Here is a 15,233-nt window from a genome sequence, read left to right as displayed (position 1 = left end):
TAAGATTTATTATAACAAAGCTGAACCTTCAGGAGCAGAATTTTTACGATTAATTTGCGTGCCGATTTTTGGTTTTTTACCTGCCTTCAAATCATCAATCAGATTAGAAAAAATTTCTTTGTTCAAATCTTCGTAATAATCATCATTAATTTGCACAACAGGGGCATTAACGCAAGCACCTAAACACTCAACTTCTGTGAAGGTAAATAGACCATCAGGTGTGGTTTCACCTTTACCAATTCCAAGTTTTTCTTTCACTAAATCTTTAATATTATCTGAGCCACGAAGCCAGCAAGGCGTTGTTCTGCAAGATTGAATAAAAAACTTTCCAACTGGCTTGAGATTAAACATTGAATAGAAAGTTGCCACTTCATAAACTTTTATGTAAGGCATATTTAGTAGCTCAGCAACAGCATTCATTGCATCAACTGAAAGCCAATTTCCATTCTGCCTTTGGGCAATATCAAGTACTGGCAAAACCGCAGAAGCTTGCTTACCTTGAGGGTATTTTTTAATAAGATTTTCTATTTTGCTTAAATTTTCAGGCGTGAACCTAAAAACCGAAGAATCTTTTTTTACAAAATTTGATGACATTTTACTATTATTTTCAAAATAAATCCCTTTTAACAATAAAAGATTACAAGGGCAAGAATTGATTTTATTGTAAAAGATTGCAAAGATTTTATAGAAATTTTGCCTTTTGCCATTTGCATGTCACCCCGCACTTGTTGTGGGATTAATCATAAAACACGCTCAAAACTGAGGCTTAGAAAAGTTTTTAGCCATTAACCCCGCAACAAGTGCGGGGTGACAATTGGCGGAGAAGAGCATCACATCTATTTTTAGAGAGCATTCCTAAAACACCTCTAAAAATTTTACTATATTTACAAATTTTATAGATACTTATATAGATACTTATATATAGATAAAAATTTTACTTTTGAAGATGGCTACAAAAACACTTTCCTCAATTCGTTCTTCTTTCCTTGATTACTTCAAATCTAAGGGGCATTTGGTTTTGCCATCATCTCCACTTATTCCGCATAATGACCCCTCTTTAATGTTCACAAACGCTGGAATGGTGCAGTTTAAGAATGTTTTTGCAGGGCGTGAAGAAATAAAAGATAAGCAAGGTAAGGCTCACTTAAGAGCAACTACATCACAAAAATGCGTGAGGGCAGGGGGCAAGCATAATGATCTTGAGAATGTTGGTTATACCGCACGCCATCACACTTTTTTTGAGATGCTTGGAAATTTCAGCTTCGGTGATTATTTCAAAGATGATGCGATTTCTTTCGCTTGGGAATTTCTAACCAAAACAATTTCTCTACCTAAAGAAAAACTTTGCGTAACAATTTATCATAATGATGACGAGGCATTTAATATCTGGAAAAAGATTGGCGTTGCTGAAGATAAAATAATCCGAATTTCCTCTGATGATAATTTCTGGGCGATGGGTGATACTGGCCCTTGTGGCCCTTGTAGTGAGATATTTTTTGATCACGGAGATAAAGTTGCAGGTGACCCACCGGGTTCTGCTAATGCTGATGGTGATAGATTTGTTGAGATATGGAATCTAGTTTTTATGCAATATGAAAAACTAGAAAATGGTGATATGATAAACCTTCCAAAGCCTTGTATTGACACTGGTATGGGCTTGGAAAGGCTAACAACCGTTTTACAAAATGTTCACGATAATTATGAAACTGATATTTTCATTCGTTTAATTGAAGCGAGCAAAAATTTATCAGGGCAGGCTTCAAAAGAATTCCAAAATTCTCATAGGGTAATTGCTGATCATTTGCGATCAACTTGCTTCTTGATTGCTGATGGGGTGTTGCCTTCAAATGAAGGTAGGGGCTATGTTTTAAGAAGAATAATGCGTCGTGCGATGCGTCATTGTCATCGCCTGAATCCATCAAAACCCTTGTTTTACAGGCTAGTGCCAGCCTTGTTGGCTGAGATGAGTGAAGCCTACCCAGAGCTTGAAAGAGCAAGAAGTGTTATCACTCAAACGATTGAAAATGAGGAAGAAAGATTCAGAGAAACCTTAGCCACTGGCTTAAAAATTTTAGAAGGTGAATCAAAGCATATAAAAAACAAAACTCTTTCTGGTGAAATTGCTTTCAAGCTATATGACACATATGGCTTTCCGCTGGATTTAACGCAAGATATTCTGCGTGAAAAAGGTGCTAAAGTTGATGAAGTTGGTTTTAATCAAGCCCTAGAAAAGCAAAAAGAAAAAGCTCGTGCAAGTTGGGCTGGCAGTGGTGAAGCCTCAACAGAAAATCTCTGGCTTGAGCTTTCAAAAAAACTAGGTGCAACTGAGTTTCTTGGCTATTCCGCAACAAAATCTTCTGGTGATGTAATTGCGATAATTTGTAATGGCGAAGAAAGAAAAACTATTTCGCAAAGCGAAGGAGCAATTATCACAAATCAAACGCCATTCTATGCGGAATCTGGCGGGCAGGCTGGTGATAAAGGTATTATAAAAACTGATAAAGGCGTTTTTGAAGTTTCTGATACTAAAAAATTAGCAGGCTCACTTTTTGTTCATTTTGGAAAAATGATCTCTGGTGAAATAAAACTTCACGATATTGCAAAGCTTGAAATTGATGAAAATCGCCGAAGTAAAATTAGAAAAAATCACTCTGCAACTCATATTTTACACGCAGTTTTAAGAAATATTTTAGGTGATTTTGTTACGCAAAAAGGCTCATTAGTTGAAGCAGATTATCTAAGGTTTGATTTCTCTTATAATAAGCCACTTAGCGATGAAGAAATCAAAAAAATTGAACTAGAAGTTAATAGAATTATTGCTGAAAATAGCTCAGTTTCAACCAAAATTATGAAGTTGGAACAAGCAATTGATTCAGGTGCGATGGCTCTATTTGGTGAAAAATATTCTGATGATGTGCGTGTGCTTTCAATGGGTTCTGGCTACTCTGTTGAGTTATGTGGTGGCACTCATATTGAAAGAACGGGCGATATTGGCTTATTCCGCATTACTCGTGAGAGTGGTGTTGCCTCTGGCGTGAGGAGAATTGAAGCAGTTACTGAGGTAAAAGCATTAGAGTTTGTTTATAAAAAAGAGGAAATTCTCAACCAAATTTCTGAAAAATTAAAAACAAGCGAAGCAGAAATTTCAGATAAAATTGAAAAATTAATTAGCGAAAGAAAAGAATTTGAAAAACAAGTTTCTGATTTGAAAAAGAAGATTGCACTTGGTAACTCTAGAGAAAACCAATCTTCTCAAAATGAGGTTGAAATTATAAATGGCGTAAATTTCATCGCTAAAAAACTTGAAGGAATTGATGCAAAAGATTTAAGAGGAATTGTTGATGAAATAAAAACTAAACACACTTCGTGTGTAGTATTTTTAGTCTCTGAAAATGAGGGGAAAGTTTCAGTTTTAGCTGGCGTTACTAATGATTTAGTGAGTAAAATTTCAGCGGTTGATATTGTTAAAAAATCAGTTGAAATAATGGGCGGTAAAGGTGGTGGCGGCAGGCCAGATTTCGCACAAGGAGGCACTCCAAATCTGGATAATTACTTAGAGGCCTTAGGGGCGGTTAAGGGTTTAATTGCTTAGCAATTTTGAAAAAATAGAATTATTTTTAATCTCTAATGGAACAGGCTGTTTGCCTGTCAACCAATTATAAATATCTACATCATTTTCTTTAAGGATTGCCTCAAATTCTTCAATTTCAGCATCTGATAAATTATGCAGATTTTCTCGTGCAAAAACCCCTAGAATTTTATCAGTTTCTTTGCAACCCCTATACCAGCTTTGATATAATAATTTTTTGATTTTAGTTTCTCTATCCATTTGATATATTTGCTAATTTTTGTGAAGCGGTTTCAATTCTATTTTCAAGTTCTGCCATAAAATCTTCTTTAGATAAGCCTTTTGGCATAGGCTCAAGATACTCAAAATAAATCGTGCCTTTTTTATTCAAAAATTTTCCTTTTGGCCAGAAATATCCTGAATTCACCGCGGCTGGAATTACATCAACCCCTTCTTTATAAATTGAGTAAATTGCTGGTTTATATTTCACTTTTTTATCCACTGGAACTCTCGTCCCTTCTGGGAAAAGTGTAATACCTCGCCCTTCAGAAACCCTTGCTATTGCTTGCGATGTAACGATTTTAAGTGCTTTCGCACCAGCTTTTCTATCAACAGAAATATTATTCAAAAAAACATTATACCAGCCAAAAAATGGAATATAGCCGATTTCCTTTTTATACACATAAGATGTGTTTGGAACATAGAGAAAAGGAACAATAGTTTCCCACGCGGATTGATGCTTGCAGGCAACGATGAAGCCTTTATTGGTTGATGGTTGATGGTTGATGGTTGATAGATTTTTTAACCGACCACCCTCAAAGGAATATTTATTGCCAGTTAGTTTTTCAAGATTTTCAATGCCGATAAGCTTGCTTTCAACCCCTGCAATATGTTTAAGACCCCAAACCACACCCGCTGCCCAAGCCTGAGAGGCCTTCATGCAAAGTTTGAAGTTGATATAACTTGGTGAAAACAAAACCAAAACTACAGCAGTCCATATGTAAAAAAATAGCAGGAACATTTTATCTAGTTCTATTTTTAAGCAATCTATCTCTAAGTTCTTTTACAGCATTTTCGGGAGATAATGGGCTTGCATATTTTGCGGCTTTTGCACCTTCAGCATAATGCGCCTTATTAACTCCTTCACCTTCTGTGAAAGTTTTTCCTTTATTTTCTGGATCTGGATATAGATTTTCATTACCAGCAAAAGAGATATTAAAGTTATTTTCTCCAAAAATATTTTCAAGAGAGTTAACTACTTTTTCAGGTAATACTGAACCTGGTAAGCCTGAGATGCTTACACCAACAACGCCTCTATTTTTTAACTCTTTACAAAATTGTATAAATAATTCTTGATCAGGAAAATAGCCAATAGACAAAACTAAATTTTTATTATTAGAATTTTCCATATTAAAACCATTTTGATAGGTTTGAATGTTATTTCTAATCAAAGCATTTACGGCACAGCCTTTTGTAGTTTTTTCATCATATATCGCCCCTTCTTTTAAAAGTTGTTCCAAAAAATTATTTTTATCTAAATCCTGTTTTTGATACTTAGGTTCAATTGTGTCACCGTTATTTTTGTATATATAATAATTATTCAAAATAACATCTATGCCCGCCTTTTTAAGGCCTTTTATCTTTGATTTTATTTCATCAAATTTTCCGTCTCCTCTTTGTATAATCCATTTAGGATTTATCTCTATCACTGCAGCATTTACAGGTGGCTTTATAATTGCTACCGCATCAAGATAAGCGATCACTTCATCTTGACCATTTGCTTGCAATAAAGGTGGTGCTATTCTATTTAGAACAGGGCTTGAATCGTCAATACCTCCGCCAACATACTCTAAGAAAGCATTGGGTGGTATATAATTTTTATTCTTTTCAAAGCCATTTTTTCCATAAATCCCAACGGGGCATAGGCTTCTAAAAGAATTATGTAGTCTTGCAGAAACTTTTACAAAGCTATTTGTTGCATCGTGAACAATAACTTCTCTTGCATCCCTATCTGCAGAAGAGAGTATATAACCACCGCCACCCGGAACATTATTATCTTTTGTTAAATTCCCTGCAATTTCAAACAATTTAGCGTTATGCTCAGCATGATTTTCTAAATTACCCATTGAGGATAAGAAAAAAATTTTTTTATTACCAGATAATGAACTGCTAGCTTTCAAATGTTTTGTTAAAGCCGTTGCATAATATTGAATTGTATCAGTGCCACCAACTATTACAACAGAATCATTTTTAGATAATTGTTCTTTTGCAGATTCAAGAAGTCTATAATAATGCTCATTAAAATCAAATTTTATACTATCTATTATGTAAGGGCTAACAACATCTTGACCAGAGCCTTGAAGCGAAGCCATATTTCTTATAAAATGCAAAAGTGCTTCGTCTGAGGGGGGTAATTTATTTATAATTGTTCCAAGAATATTTTTATGAATGGTTCTCTTTGTATTTTCAAGATTTACTCTCTTTTGTTCTGATTCAGGTTGAAATAAAATATGTTTTGTTTCAAGAATCTGAGTTTTTAGAGATTCATATTCACTATCCAATTCACTTTTATATTTCAAAATTGTCAAAAGCTGTTGAATATGCCAATCATCATAAATTGGAACATTTAGCCCCTCACCATTTTCTGCACATAAAACCGTTCCACCTGTAACAACAACGCCATAACCCATATTTTCTACCCCCTAACTTGCCCATCACCTCGGACTATATATTTGAAAGTGCAGAGTTGTTCAACCCCAACAGGCCCCCTTGCATGAAGTTTGCCAGTAGCAATGCCGATTTCAGCACCCATACCAAATTCCCCACCATCTGCGAATTGCGTTGAAGTATTATGCATCACGATTGCGGAATCTATAACTTTCAAAAAAACCTCCGCCACTGATTTATCCTCGGCAATTATCGCATCAGTATGGCCAGATGAATGTTGCTTAATAAATTTTATCGCATCTTCCAAACCACCAACAGATTTTACTGCAATAATTGAATCAAGATATTCAGTATCCCAATCAGAATTATTGGCAGGAATTATACGATAATCAAGCTTGGAGATTAACTCATCGCCCCTAATTTCACAACACGAATTTGTAAGAATTTCTATGATTTTAGGTAAAATTTTATCTATTATTTCAATATCAATAACCAAGGTTTCAGTTGCACCACAAACGCCAGTGCGACGCATTTTGGCGTTATGAAGCACTTTAACCGCCATTTCCAAATCAGCTGATTTATGGATATAGGTGTGATTATTACCATCTAAATGCTGAAAAAGTGGGATTTTACTTTCATCTATAACCCTCTGAATTAAACCTTTTCCTCCCCTTGGCACTATAACATCAATATATTGTGAGGCTCTTAGCATCGCACCCACGGCTTCACGCTCTTTGAATGGGATAAGCTGAATTGCATCTTGGGTAATATTAGCAGATTTCAAACCCTGTTTTAATGCTTCCAAAATAGCAATTGAGGAATTTATACTATCAGAACCGCCCCTCAAAACGCAGGTATTGCCTGATTTCAAGCAGAGGCCACCCGCATCAGCGGTTACATTCGGGCGGGATTCATATATAATCCCCACCACACCAATAGGGGTTGCTACCCTTGAAATTTCAAGCCCGTTAGGGCGTTTCCAACTTGCGAGTATTTTACCGACAGGATCAGGTAATTCTGCAATTTCATTCAAGCCTTTTGCGATTGCAGAGATTCTATTTTCGTCAAGTTTAAGCCTATCTATAAAGGCTTTTGTGGCATCAGGGCTTAGCGAATCTAGATCTTTCTGATTTTCTGCAATAATATTTTTCTTATAATCCATTATGGAAGCTGCGGCATTTCTAAGGGCTTTATTTTTCGTTTCAGAATTTTTGAGTGCAACTTCAGATGAAGCAATTTTCGCCCTCTCACAAATTTCAAATGTTTTTTCGGTAATGTTCATTTTACAAAATTGTTATCTTGAGTGAAGTAAATGGTTTTAGCTTCTCAAAGTCTTTATCAAAAGTTATTAATTCTTCACAAAAACTTTCTGCGATTGCAAAATGAAATAAATCATTAGTGCTTTTTAATTTTACTTTATTATATAAGTCTAATGCTCTTCTAAATTCTTTTGAGAAATTATAGCCCTTCAAGTGATTGAGTAATACATCAATATAAAAATCTCTTGCCTCTTTTGGAATATCTAATTTGTTAAAAACGAATAAAGACTCTTGAATTAGCAAATAAGAAGAAAAAAATTTTCCCTGCTCTATAACTTCCAAAAATAATTTTAGAGATTTTTGTTTATAGATGTTATTAATCGCAGAATTTACTATAACATTTGTATCAAGATAAATCATAACCAATTAAATATTTGATTCATCTGCGATTTTGTCAATATCTATTGATGATGGGGGGTTGAAAGACTCCAAATATTTTTGTGCGAGCAAAATTTTTTTTATAGAATTTTCAGCGGCAGATTTTTTATCAACATCATCTATTAATAATTTTGCAGAAAACACCTCAGGATAGAGTTTTTTTATATACTCTAAATCGTTAAAAGCGTTATTAAGATTTAATTCAAAAATATGCATAATGGATCATACAACAAAAAAACTAAAAAATCACCAATAATATTCAACCGTATATTCAATTGTATTTTGCCCTTTAGCTGGGATTGGCACATTAAACCAAACTTCCTGCGAGGTTTTTTTCTCATAAGCGATATTTGAATCAGTAATTTTCCAATTATTACTATTATTTATCATTTCTTTAACTACCAGTTTAACCTCATTTTCTTTAGCGTTGGAGATGGTTATACGAGTAACGTATCTGCCAATTTTGCGATTATTATCGCTTGAGCTATCAATTTGCTCTCTCTCAACTGAAATATCTGCAACATTACCAATATTGAGCGAAACCTCCTGCCCTGCCGATTTATGTTCCTGATTATCTTGCCCTGCTAACTCAAATTTACCATCATTATCTTTAATATAGCAGCTATATCTGCCACCCGGAAGGGGTAGACCTAAAGAATTTTCTTCAGTGTTTTTGAATTTAACCTCAACAGATGCGGTTTTCTTCCCTTCCCAACCTTTATAAAAATATATTTTCTCAGGCTGAATATTTAATTTATCAGCAAATAATTTGATTTTTTTGAATGAAAAAGGGGCTATATCAACTTTTCTATCAATGGTATAGGCTTGATAATCAGAAAAATTATGTTGCTGAAAATTAGGTGCTTGTATTGCATCACTTGCCATTGCAATTTCCATTCCACTACTGCCAGAACCTCGCATCATCGCTACTTTTGGCGTAGAAATTTGATTAACTTCACCAGCGATTAATTTTATATTTGCTTCAGAAATTTCAATATTTGTTGCATTGTTAATCTCCGCCCAGCCTTCCAAACGAGCATTATTTTGAGCTTCATCATAATATAAATCGTAAGAAGCCTGCCAATTTATGCCTGAAGTTTTATAGCTATAATTAATTATTTCTTCGCCCTCATCTTTGCTTGCAACTACCCATTTTATTGCGTTTCCAGCTTTTATAGAGCCATTTGCCGGGAATAAAACTGAAGAAAAATCATTCAAGTAACGAATGCGATTTTCATCTTGAATAAATAATTGCGGTGAGCCTTGGAGTAACTTACCACGATGATAAATTGTTCTATCGCCAGCGGTTTGCTCAACCTCAATATCCTTGCCAATATTTGCTGAAAATAAATCATCAGAAGTGAGGGAAGATTTTGAAAATTCCTGCTCTAAAACAAGTTTTTTACCAGAGAGATTTTTGAGTTTTACGCTCGCAATCTCAACATTTGCAGGCAGATTTTCAATGATAATTTCATTCACGCCTTCACTAAAAGAAAAATTTTTCTCAAAATTAAAAACCGCAAAACCCTCACTATTGCCCTGATTATACCAGTAAGGCTGATTCCAATTATTTGGATTATTACCATAAATTGTTACCGCTGAAACCTTATCTTGTTCCGCAAAAGCTTTATGAGCTGAGAGGAAAAACAGCCCTGAAATTATAATTTTTGAGAGATTTTTCATATTTTTTTATTTGAAATTTTGGAATTATACTATGCTATAATTAGCAATTATGAAATAGAATTTTTGCTATTCCTCACCCCAAAAATTGCTGAGCCGATTCGGAGTAAAGTTGCACCTTCTTCAATCGCAATTTTATAATCGCCACTCATACCCATTGAGATTTCTTGCATATCAATATTATGAAAATTTTGGCTTTTTGCCTTTTCAAAAATTTCTTTTGTAAGTTTGAAATTATCCCTTATTTGTTCTGGATTTTCAGAGTTTTCGGCAATTGTCATCACGCCTTTGATTTTAATATTTTGAAATTCATTTGAAATAATTTTCAATAATTCAATCGCTTCTTCTGGCTTGCAACCGCTTTTACTTTCTTCATTTGAGCTATTAATTTGTAATAAACAATCAAGATTTTTATTTTCAAAAACAAGCCTTTTATTAAGCTCTTTAGCTAGAGAAATTCTATCTAGAGAGTGAAAAAGATAGCAGAAGTTTGTTAGATATTTAACTTTGTTAGATTGCAAATTCCCAATAAAATGAAGATTAAATTTTGCATTTATTTTTTGAAGTTCAGCAAATTTTTCAGTTGCTTCTTGAATATAATTCTCACCAAAATCAAATTGCCCAGCTTTTATTGCATCTAAAATATCGCTTACTGGCTTTGTTTTAGAAACCGCTATAAGATTCACCTCCGCAGGGTTTCTAGAAATTTTATAACAAATTTCTGCTATCTGATTTTTTAATATTTTAAGATTTTCAGAAATCATTATTTGATTAAAATTTATTACTATTTATTGATAAGTGTTAGAGTTAGTAAGTATTTTTAACAGAAATATGCAAGATAAAAAAATTGAAATTTCAAAAATTTGGCAAGCAATAATTTGGCTGAATATTTCCTGTTTGGCTTCAGGAATTATGGTGAATATGGTGCGTCATGTTTCAGAAAATCTAACCTCACCAGAGATAATTTTTTTCAGAAATATCTTCGCTTTTCTGATGTTTATTCCAATTATTTTCTATAAAGGCTTTGCCTATTTCAAAACAAATAGAGTTAAACTTCATATTTTCCGTTCTACAACTGGCGTTATCTCAATGTTGGCATTCTTCCATGCAATTTCTAAGATGAATTTATCTGTAGTAACTGCACTTTCATTCACAGCACCAATATTTACGGCAATTCTTGCCTATTTTATTTTTGGTGAAAGAATGGGACCACATAGAAAAATCGGCTTAATACTTGGCTTTATGGGTATGTTAATTGTTATCAGGCCGGGTTTTGAAGGCTATAGCCCTATTAGTTTGCTAGTGCTTTTTTCAGCGGTTTTCTGGGCAATTTCTGGGATTGTAATTAAAACCTTACTTGCTACTGAAAAGCCGATTGTGATTACATTTTATATGACATTCTTTATGACATTCTTCAGTGCACCACTTGCTTTTATGAGTTGGGTTGAGCCTTCAAATGAAGATTTGCTCTGGGTTTTAGGAATTGCCGTAACATCAAATATTTTGCAATATACTCTTGCGAAAGGTTTATCAATGGTGGATATTACTTTTTCAATTCCAATAGATTTCACAAGGCTAGTATACACGGCGATAATTGCTTATTTCGCATTTGGTGAAATGCTTGATATTCCTGCGGCAGTTGGCTCAGTCATTATAATTTTTGGGGCGGTTTATTCTGGTTATAAAGAGAGAAAATCTCACAAATTAAATGAAATTGTTCAACAAAGAGAACAAATTTTGTAGCCTTGAAATTCTTTAGTTTTACGCTATATTCTTCTAAAAAAAACAAGCTCTATGTTCATTCAAACTGAAAAAACGCCGAACCCAAACACGATGAAATTTTACCCCGGTGAAGTGGTTTTAGATTCAGGCACTGCAACTTTTAGAAACAAGCAAGAAGCCTCAGAAGCATCACCGCTTGCACAAATATTGTTTGAAATACCTGATGTTGAACAGGTGTTTTTCGGCTCTGATTTTATCACAATTAGTAAAAATGATTTGGCAGATTGGGGAATGTTAAAAGCACAAGTTTTAACAACAATTATGGAGCATTATATAAGCGGAAAGCCCATATTATCTGGACAATCTGAGCGAAAAGCCGCTAATATGAATGTTGCGAATACTATCAACGAGGAAGATTCTGAAATAGTAAAACAAATTAAAGAATTAATTGATATGAAAGTTCGCCCCGCAGTTGCTGAAGATGGCGGTGATATTGTGTATCAAGGCTTTAATGAAGGTGTGGTTTATCTTGAATTGCACGGCTCTTGCTCTGGTTGCCCAAGTTCAACTATCACGCTAAAAAACGGCATTGAGAATATGCTTAAACATTATATTCCTGAAGTGGTTTCAGTTGAAGCTGTAAACGGCGGAAACCCTGATAATTTTGATTTATAAATCGTGATTTCATTTCATCATAAATTCAAAACATATGCGAAGATAAATTTATTTCTGCATATTTTGGGTAAGCGTGAAGATAATTATCATTTGCTTGAGAGCATTTTTTATTTCACAAATTGCTATGATGAAATTTCGTTTGAGCCTTCAAACGCTAATGAATTAGAGGTTAATGGAAGGTTTGCATTTAAGTTAGAAAATTTGAAAAATTCTAATTTGATTTTGAAAATTTATGAGTTGCTACAAAAAAACTTTCCACAAAAATTACCGAATCTAAAATTTACTCTCACAAAAAACCTGCCAGTTTCTGCTGGAATTGGTGGGGGAAGTGCCAATGCGGCTGGTGTTTTAAGAGAGGTAAATAAATTTTTTGAGCTAAATTTAGATAATAATTCTTTACAAAAAATAGGGTTAGAAATTGGTGCTGATGTTCCAGCTTGCGTTTTTTCTAAGCCCTGTTTTGTTGAGGGGATTGGTGAAAAGATCTCTGAAATCAAAAATTTTACTGAGTTAAATATTCTGCTGATTAACCCATTAATTGAAGTTGCAACGAAGGATATTTTTGCAATGGGTTTTGATAAATTTTCAAAGCCAATTTCTATAGAAAAAACTGATTTTTCAAACTCTAATAATCTTATAAAATTCTTACAAAATACTAAGAATGATTTAGAAAATAACGCTGTTAAAATTTGCCCTGAGATAAACCAAATTATAGGGTTTTTGCAAGGTTTAGAAGGGGTTTTAATCGCTAGAATGTCTGGCAGTGGTGCAACTTGTTTTGTGATATTTGATAACCAAGAAAATTTATTTTCCGCTTATAAAGAGGTAGAAAAAAATTTCCCAAGTTACTGGGCGGCTTTTTCATCACCGGGTAGAACATAATTAGTGCCTTCCCAAGGGGAGAGATAATCAAAATTGCGGAATTCCTGATGCAGATGCACAGGCTCATAAACCACTTTATTTTTCTTCTCATCATATCTAACTTCAAGGAAACCAGTGAGGGGGAAATCTTTGCGTTGCGGGTGGCCTTCAAAGCCATAATCAGTAAGGATTCTGCGTAAATCAGGGTGGTTGCTAAAGCGAATGCCATACATATCCCAAACTTCACGCTCAAACCAATTTGCATTTGAGAAAACTGAGGTTACTGAAGGCAAAATTTCATCTTCAGCAAGTTTAATTTTTATAGTTAACCTTTTATTATGTTTAAGGCTTAAAAATTGATAAATAACTTCAAATCTATTTGCTTTATTTGGGTAATCAACTGAAGTAATATCAACTAACTGCTTGAATAAAGTTTCAGGATTATCTCTTAATTCAGTTAGTAATTTTAATAGATTCGCAGTTTCTGTTTCCAAAATTATAACATTATTTTTCTCCTCAATTTTTGAGAACAAATTTTGTAAATTATTTTCTATAAATTCTTTCATATTTTAATGGGTAACTATTTCATTTGTTATATCCAAGTTTTCTTGGGTTTCGGCAAGTTTTAATTTCTTTTCACTTTCTTTAATATCCTCTTCAATTTCTGCGTAAGTAAGCGGAATTAAATCAGAGGTTAATGCGTGCGATAACAATTCATCAACCGTATTAACTGGAATAATTTCAAGCTTATCCTTAATTTCAGAAGGTATATCTTCTAAATCTTTAACATTTTTTTCAGGGATTAAAACCTTTTTTATACCACCCCTGCCAGCCGCTAGAAGTTTTTCTTTAAGGCCGCCAATCGGCATAACCCTGCCGCGAAGGGAGATTTCACCCGTCATCGCAACATCTTTATTAACTGGAATTCCAGTTAGCACTGAAACAATAGTTGTGCACATTGCACCACCTGCGGAAGGGCCATCTTTAGGGGTTGCACCTTCTGGGCAGTGAATGTGGATATCATTTTTCCAGAATTTATCTTTCTTTATGCCAAAATCATAAGCACGCGAGCGAATATAGCTCCAAGCGGTTTTGGCAGATTCCTGCATCACTTCGCCAAGTTGGCCAGTAATTGTGATGCCGCCCTTGCCACCCGGAATTAAAACGGCTTCAATCGCAAGCAAATCGCCACCAACCTCATTATAAGCAAGGCCGTTAGTGATGCCGACGAAATTATCATTCTCAACTTTGTTATGATCATATCTTCTAACGCCAAGGAATTTCTTAAGGTTTGAAGATGTTATATTAAGTTTTTTCGCCTGTTTTTTTACAATTTTTGTGGTGATTTTTCTAAATAATTTTGAAATTTCACGCTCCAAATTTCTAACGCCTGACTCACGAGTGTAATATCTGATTAAGTCATACAAAGCGGAATCTGAGATATGCCATTCAGAATTTCTTAGCCCGTGCTTTTTAGAAAGTTTTGGTATTAGGTGATCTTTTGCGATGTGAATTTTCTCATTTTCAGTGTAGCCAGAAAGCCTAATAACCTCCATTCTATCAATGAGAGGGCGGGGCATATTCATACTATTTGAAGTAGTGATGAACATTACATCTGAGAGATCAAAATCAACTTCAATATAGTGATCATTAAAATTTTTATTTTGTTCTGGGTCAAGCACTTCAAGAAGTGCAGAGGCTGGATCACCCCTAAAATCCCTGCCTAATTTATCAATCTCATCAAGTAAAATTACTGGGTTTCTAGTTTTAACTTTTTTTAGAGATTGAATAATTTTTCCAGGCATTGAGCCAATATAAGTTCTTCTATGGCCTCTAATTTCTGATTCATCGTGAACGCCACCAAGTGAGATTTTTACAAACTCCCTACCAGTTGCTGTTGCGATTGAGCGAGCAAGTGAAGTTTTACCAACACCCGGAGGGCCAAACAAGCAGATTATCTGACCTTTCAGTTCATTTGAACGCTGTTGCACTGCAAGATATTCAACAATTCTTTCCTTGACTTTTTCTAAGCCGTAATGATCTTTATCCAAGATTTTTTGGGCTTTTTTGATATTGTTATTAACCTCTGATTTGACTTCCCAAGGTAGAGATAACAGCCAATCAATATAATTTCTAATAACGCCAGCTTCTGCAGCCATTGGGCTCATTAATTTGAGTTTTTTGAACTCGGATTTTGCTTTATCAGTGGCCTCTTTACTCATTTTTGAGTTTTTGATACGCTCATCAAGATCTTGCAATTCGTTTTTTTCGTCCTCGTCGCCAAGCTCTTTGCGAATTGCCTTCATCTGCTCATTTAAGTAATATTCTTTATGGCTTTTCTCAATTTGAGTGCGAACGCGAGT

General features: G+C 34.4%; 15 protein-coding genes. 4 read left to right on the top strand and 11 right to left on the bottom strand.

Annotation, left to right across the window (positions count from 1 at the left end):
* Nucleotides 1-9 precede the first annotated feature (9 nt).
* On the bottom strand, nucleotides 10-594 hold the full coding sequence (gene nuoE, locus SFT90_02880) for an NADH-quinone oxidoreductase subunit NuoE (GenBank protein ID MDX1949430.1): 585 nt from the start codon (nucleotides 592-594) through the stop codon (nucleotides 10-12).
* Nucleotides 595-946: 352 nt separating this feature from the next.
* Between nuoE and alaS the strand changes: the two genes are divergently transcribed.
* Entirely contained in the window at nucleotides 947-3,592 is a 2,646-nt protein-coding gene (alaS, locus tag SFT90_02875) for an alanine--tRNA ligase (GenBank protein ID MDX1949429.1), read from the top strand.
* Here the strand turns inward: alaS and SFT90_02870 are convergent.
* Genes SFT90_02870 through SFT90_02835 form a run of 8 tightly spaced genes read right to left on the bottom strand, consistent with a single transcriptional unit; the run spans nucleotide 3,581 to nucleotide 10,376 of the window.
* Nucleotides 3,581-3,829 carry a succinate dehydrogenase assembly factor 2 gene (locus SFT90_02870; GenBank protein ID MDX1949428.1) on the bottom strand — a complete coding sequence of 83 codons (249 nt, stop codon included), beginning with the start codon at nucleotides 3,827-3,829 and terminating at the stop codon, nucleotides 3,581-3,583. The two genes, alaS and SFT90_02870, sit on opposite strands and share 12 nt — an antisense overlap.
* Nucleotides 3,822-4,589, bottom strand: coding sequence for a lysophospholipid acyltransferase family protein (locus tag SFT90_02865; protein MDX1949427.1), 768 nt, complete (start codon nucleotides 4,587-4,589; stop codon nucleotides 3,822-3,824). The genes SFT90_02870 and SFT90_02865 overlap by 8 nt, the downstream gene beginning before the upstream one ends.
* A 1-nt stretch (nucleotide 4,590) precedes the next feature.
* Entirely contained in the window at nucleotides 4,591-6,258 is a 1,668-nt protein-coding gene (locus tag SFT90_02860) for an asparaginase domain-containing protein (GenBank protein ID MDX1949426.1), read from the bottom strand.
* 5 nt (nucleotides 6,259-6,263) lie between these two features.
* The gene (locus SFT90_02855) at nucleotides 6,264-7,517 is read right to left on the bottom strand and encodes a glutamate-5-semialdehyde dehydrogenase (protein ID MDX1949425.1); all 1,254 of its coding nucleotides are present in this window, start codon (nucleotides 7,515-7,517) and stop codon (nucleotides 6,264-6,266) included.
* Nucleotide 7,518: 1 nt separating this feature from the next.
* Nucleotides 7,519-7,914 carry a PIN domain-containing protein gene (locus tag SFT90_02850; protein MDX1949424.1) on the bottom strand — a complete coding sequence of 132 codons (396 nt, stop codon included), beginning with the start codon at nucleotides 7,912-7,914 and terminating at the stop codon, nucleotides 7,519-7,521.
* A gap of 6 nt (nucleotides 7,915-7,920) precedes the next feature.
* Nucleotides 7,921-8,148: a hypothetical protein gene (locus tag SFT90_02845; protein MDX1949423.1), complete on the bottom strand. Its 228-nt coding sequence runs from the start codon at nucleotides 8,146-8,148 to the stop codon at nucleotides 7,921-7,923.
* A gap of 30 nt (nucleotides 8,149-8,178) precedes the next feature.
* A complete protein-coding gene (locus SFT90_02840) occupies nucleotides 8,179-9,615 on the bottom strand; it encodes a DUF4139 domain-containing protein (GenBank protein MDX1949422.1) in 1,437 nt (478 codons plus the stop codon).
* Nucleotides 9,616-9,662: 47 nt separating this feature from the next.
* Entirely contained in the window at nucleotides 9,663-10,376 is a 714-nt protein-coding gene (locus SFT90_02835; protein ID MDX1949421.1) for a YggS family pyridoxal phosphate-dependent enzyme, read from the bottom strand.
* 67 nt (nucleotides 10,377-10,443) lie between these two features.
* Between SFT90_02835 and SFT90_02830 the strand changes: the two genes are divergently transcribed.
* The 3 genes from SFT90_02830 to SFT90_02820 are packed head-to-tail and all read left to right on the top strand — an operon-like array spanning nucleotide 10,444 to nucleotide 12,891.
* Nucleotides 10,444-11,355 carry a DMT family transporter gene (locus SFT90_02830; protein MDX1949420.1) on the top strand — a complete coding sequence of 304 codons (912 nt, stop codon included), beginning with the start codon at nucleotides 10,444-10,446 and terminating at the stop codon, nucleotides 11,353-11,355.
* Between the two features lie 51 nt (nucleotides 11,356-11,406).
* Entirely contained in the window at nucleotides 11,407-12,009 is a 603-nt protein-coding gene (locus tag SFT90_02825; protein ID MDX1949419.1) for a NifU family protein, read from the top strand.
* A 3-nt stretch (nucleotides 12,010-12,012) separates the two neighbouring features.
* Nucleotides 12,013-12,891: a 4-(cytidine 5'-diphospho)-2-C-methyl-D-erythritol kinase gene (locus SFT90_02820; GenBank protein ID MDX1949418.1), complete on the top strand. Its 879-nt coding sequence runs from the start codon at nucleotides 12,013-12,015 to the stop codon at nucleotides 12,889-12,891.
* Here SFT90_02820 and SFT90_02815 read toward each other — a convergent pair.
* Together SFT90_02815 and lon are read right to left on the bottom strand one after the other, a co-directional pair.
* The gene (locus tag SFT90_02815; protein ID MDX1949417.1) at nucleotides 12,855-13,436 is read right to left on the bottom strand and encodes an NADH-quinone oxidoreductase subunit C; all 582 of its coding nucleotides are present in this window, start codon (nucleotides 13,434-13,436) and stop codon (nucleotides 12,855-12,857) included. The genes SFT90_02820 and SFT90_02815 overlap by 37 nt on opposite strands.
* Nucleotides 13,437-13,439: 3 nt before the next feature.
* Nucleotides 13,440-15,233 (bottom strand): endopeptidase La (gene lon, locus SFT90_02810; GenBank protein MDX1949416.1); only part of this gene is annotated, 1,794 nt, incomplete at its 5' end.

Source organism: Rickettsiales bacterium (assembly GCA_033762595.1).
GTDB lineage: Bacteria > Pseudomonadota > Alphaproteobacteria > Rickettsiales > UBA8987 > JANPLD01.
This window is presented reverse-complemented; position numbering and strand designations above follow the sequence as displayed.

Excerpts from the sequence above, each read along its gene's own strand:
- SFT90_02835 (MDX1949421.1), bottom strand. The coding sequence starts at position 10,376 with ATGATTTCTGAAAATCTTAAAATATTAAAAAATCAGATAGCAGAAATT.
- SFT90_02830 (MDX1949420.1), top strand. The coding sequence starts at position 10,444 with ATGCAAGATAAAAAAATTGAAATTTCAAAAATTTGGCAAGCAATAATT.
- SFT90_02860 (MDX1949426.1), bottom strand. The coding sequence starts at position 6,258 with ATGGGTTATGGCGTTGTTGTTACAGGTGGAACGGTTTTATGTGCAGAA.
- alaS (MDX1949429.1), top strand. The coding sequence starts at position 947 with ATGGCTACAAAAACACTTTCCTCAATTCGTTCTTCTTTCCTTGATTAC.
- SFT90_02840 (MDX1949422.1), bottom strand. The coding sequence starts at position 9,615 with ATGAAAAATCTCTCAAAAATTATAATTTCAGGGCTGTTTTTCCTCTCA.
- SFT90_02865 (MDX1949427.1), bottom strand. The coding sequence starts at position 4,589 with ATGTTCCTGCTATTTTTTTACATATGGACTGCTGTAGTTTTGGTTTTG.
- SFT90_02845 (MDX1949423.1), bottom strand. The coding sequence starts at position 8,148 with ATGCATATTTTTGAATTAAATCTTAATAACGCTTTTAACGATTTAGAG.
- SFT90_02825 (MDX1949419.1), top strand. The coding sequence starts at position 11,407 with ATGTTCATTCAAACTGAAAAAACGCCGAACCCAAACACGATGAAATTT.
- nuoE (MDX1949430.1), bottom strand. The coding sequence starts at position 594 with ATGTCATCAAATTTTGTAAAAAAAGATTCTTCGGTTTTTAGGTTCACG.
- SFT90_02815 (MDX1949417.1), bottom strand. The coding sequence starts at position 13,436 with ATGAAAGAATTTATAGAAAATAATTTACAAAATTTGTTCTCAAAAATT.
- SFT90_02870 (MDX1949428.1), bottom strand. The coding sequence starts at position 3,829 with ATGGATAGAGAAACTAAAATCAAAAAATTATTATATCAAAGCTGGTAT.
- SFT90_02850 (MDX1949424.1), bottom strand. The coding sequence starts at position 7,914 with ATGATTTATCTTGATACAAATGTTATAGTAAATTCTGCGATTAATAAC.
- SFT90_02855 (MDX1949425.1), bottom strand. The coding sequence starts at position 7,517 with ATGAACATTACCGAAAAAACATTTGAAATTTGTGAGAGGGCGAAAATT.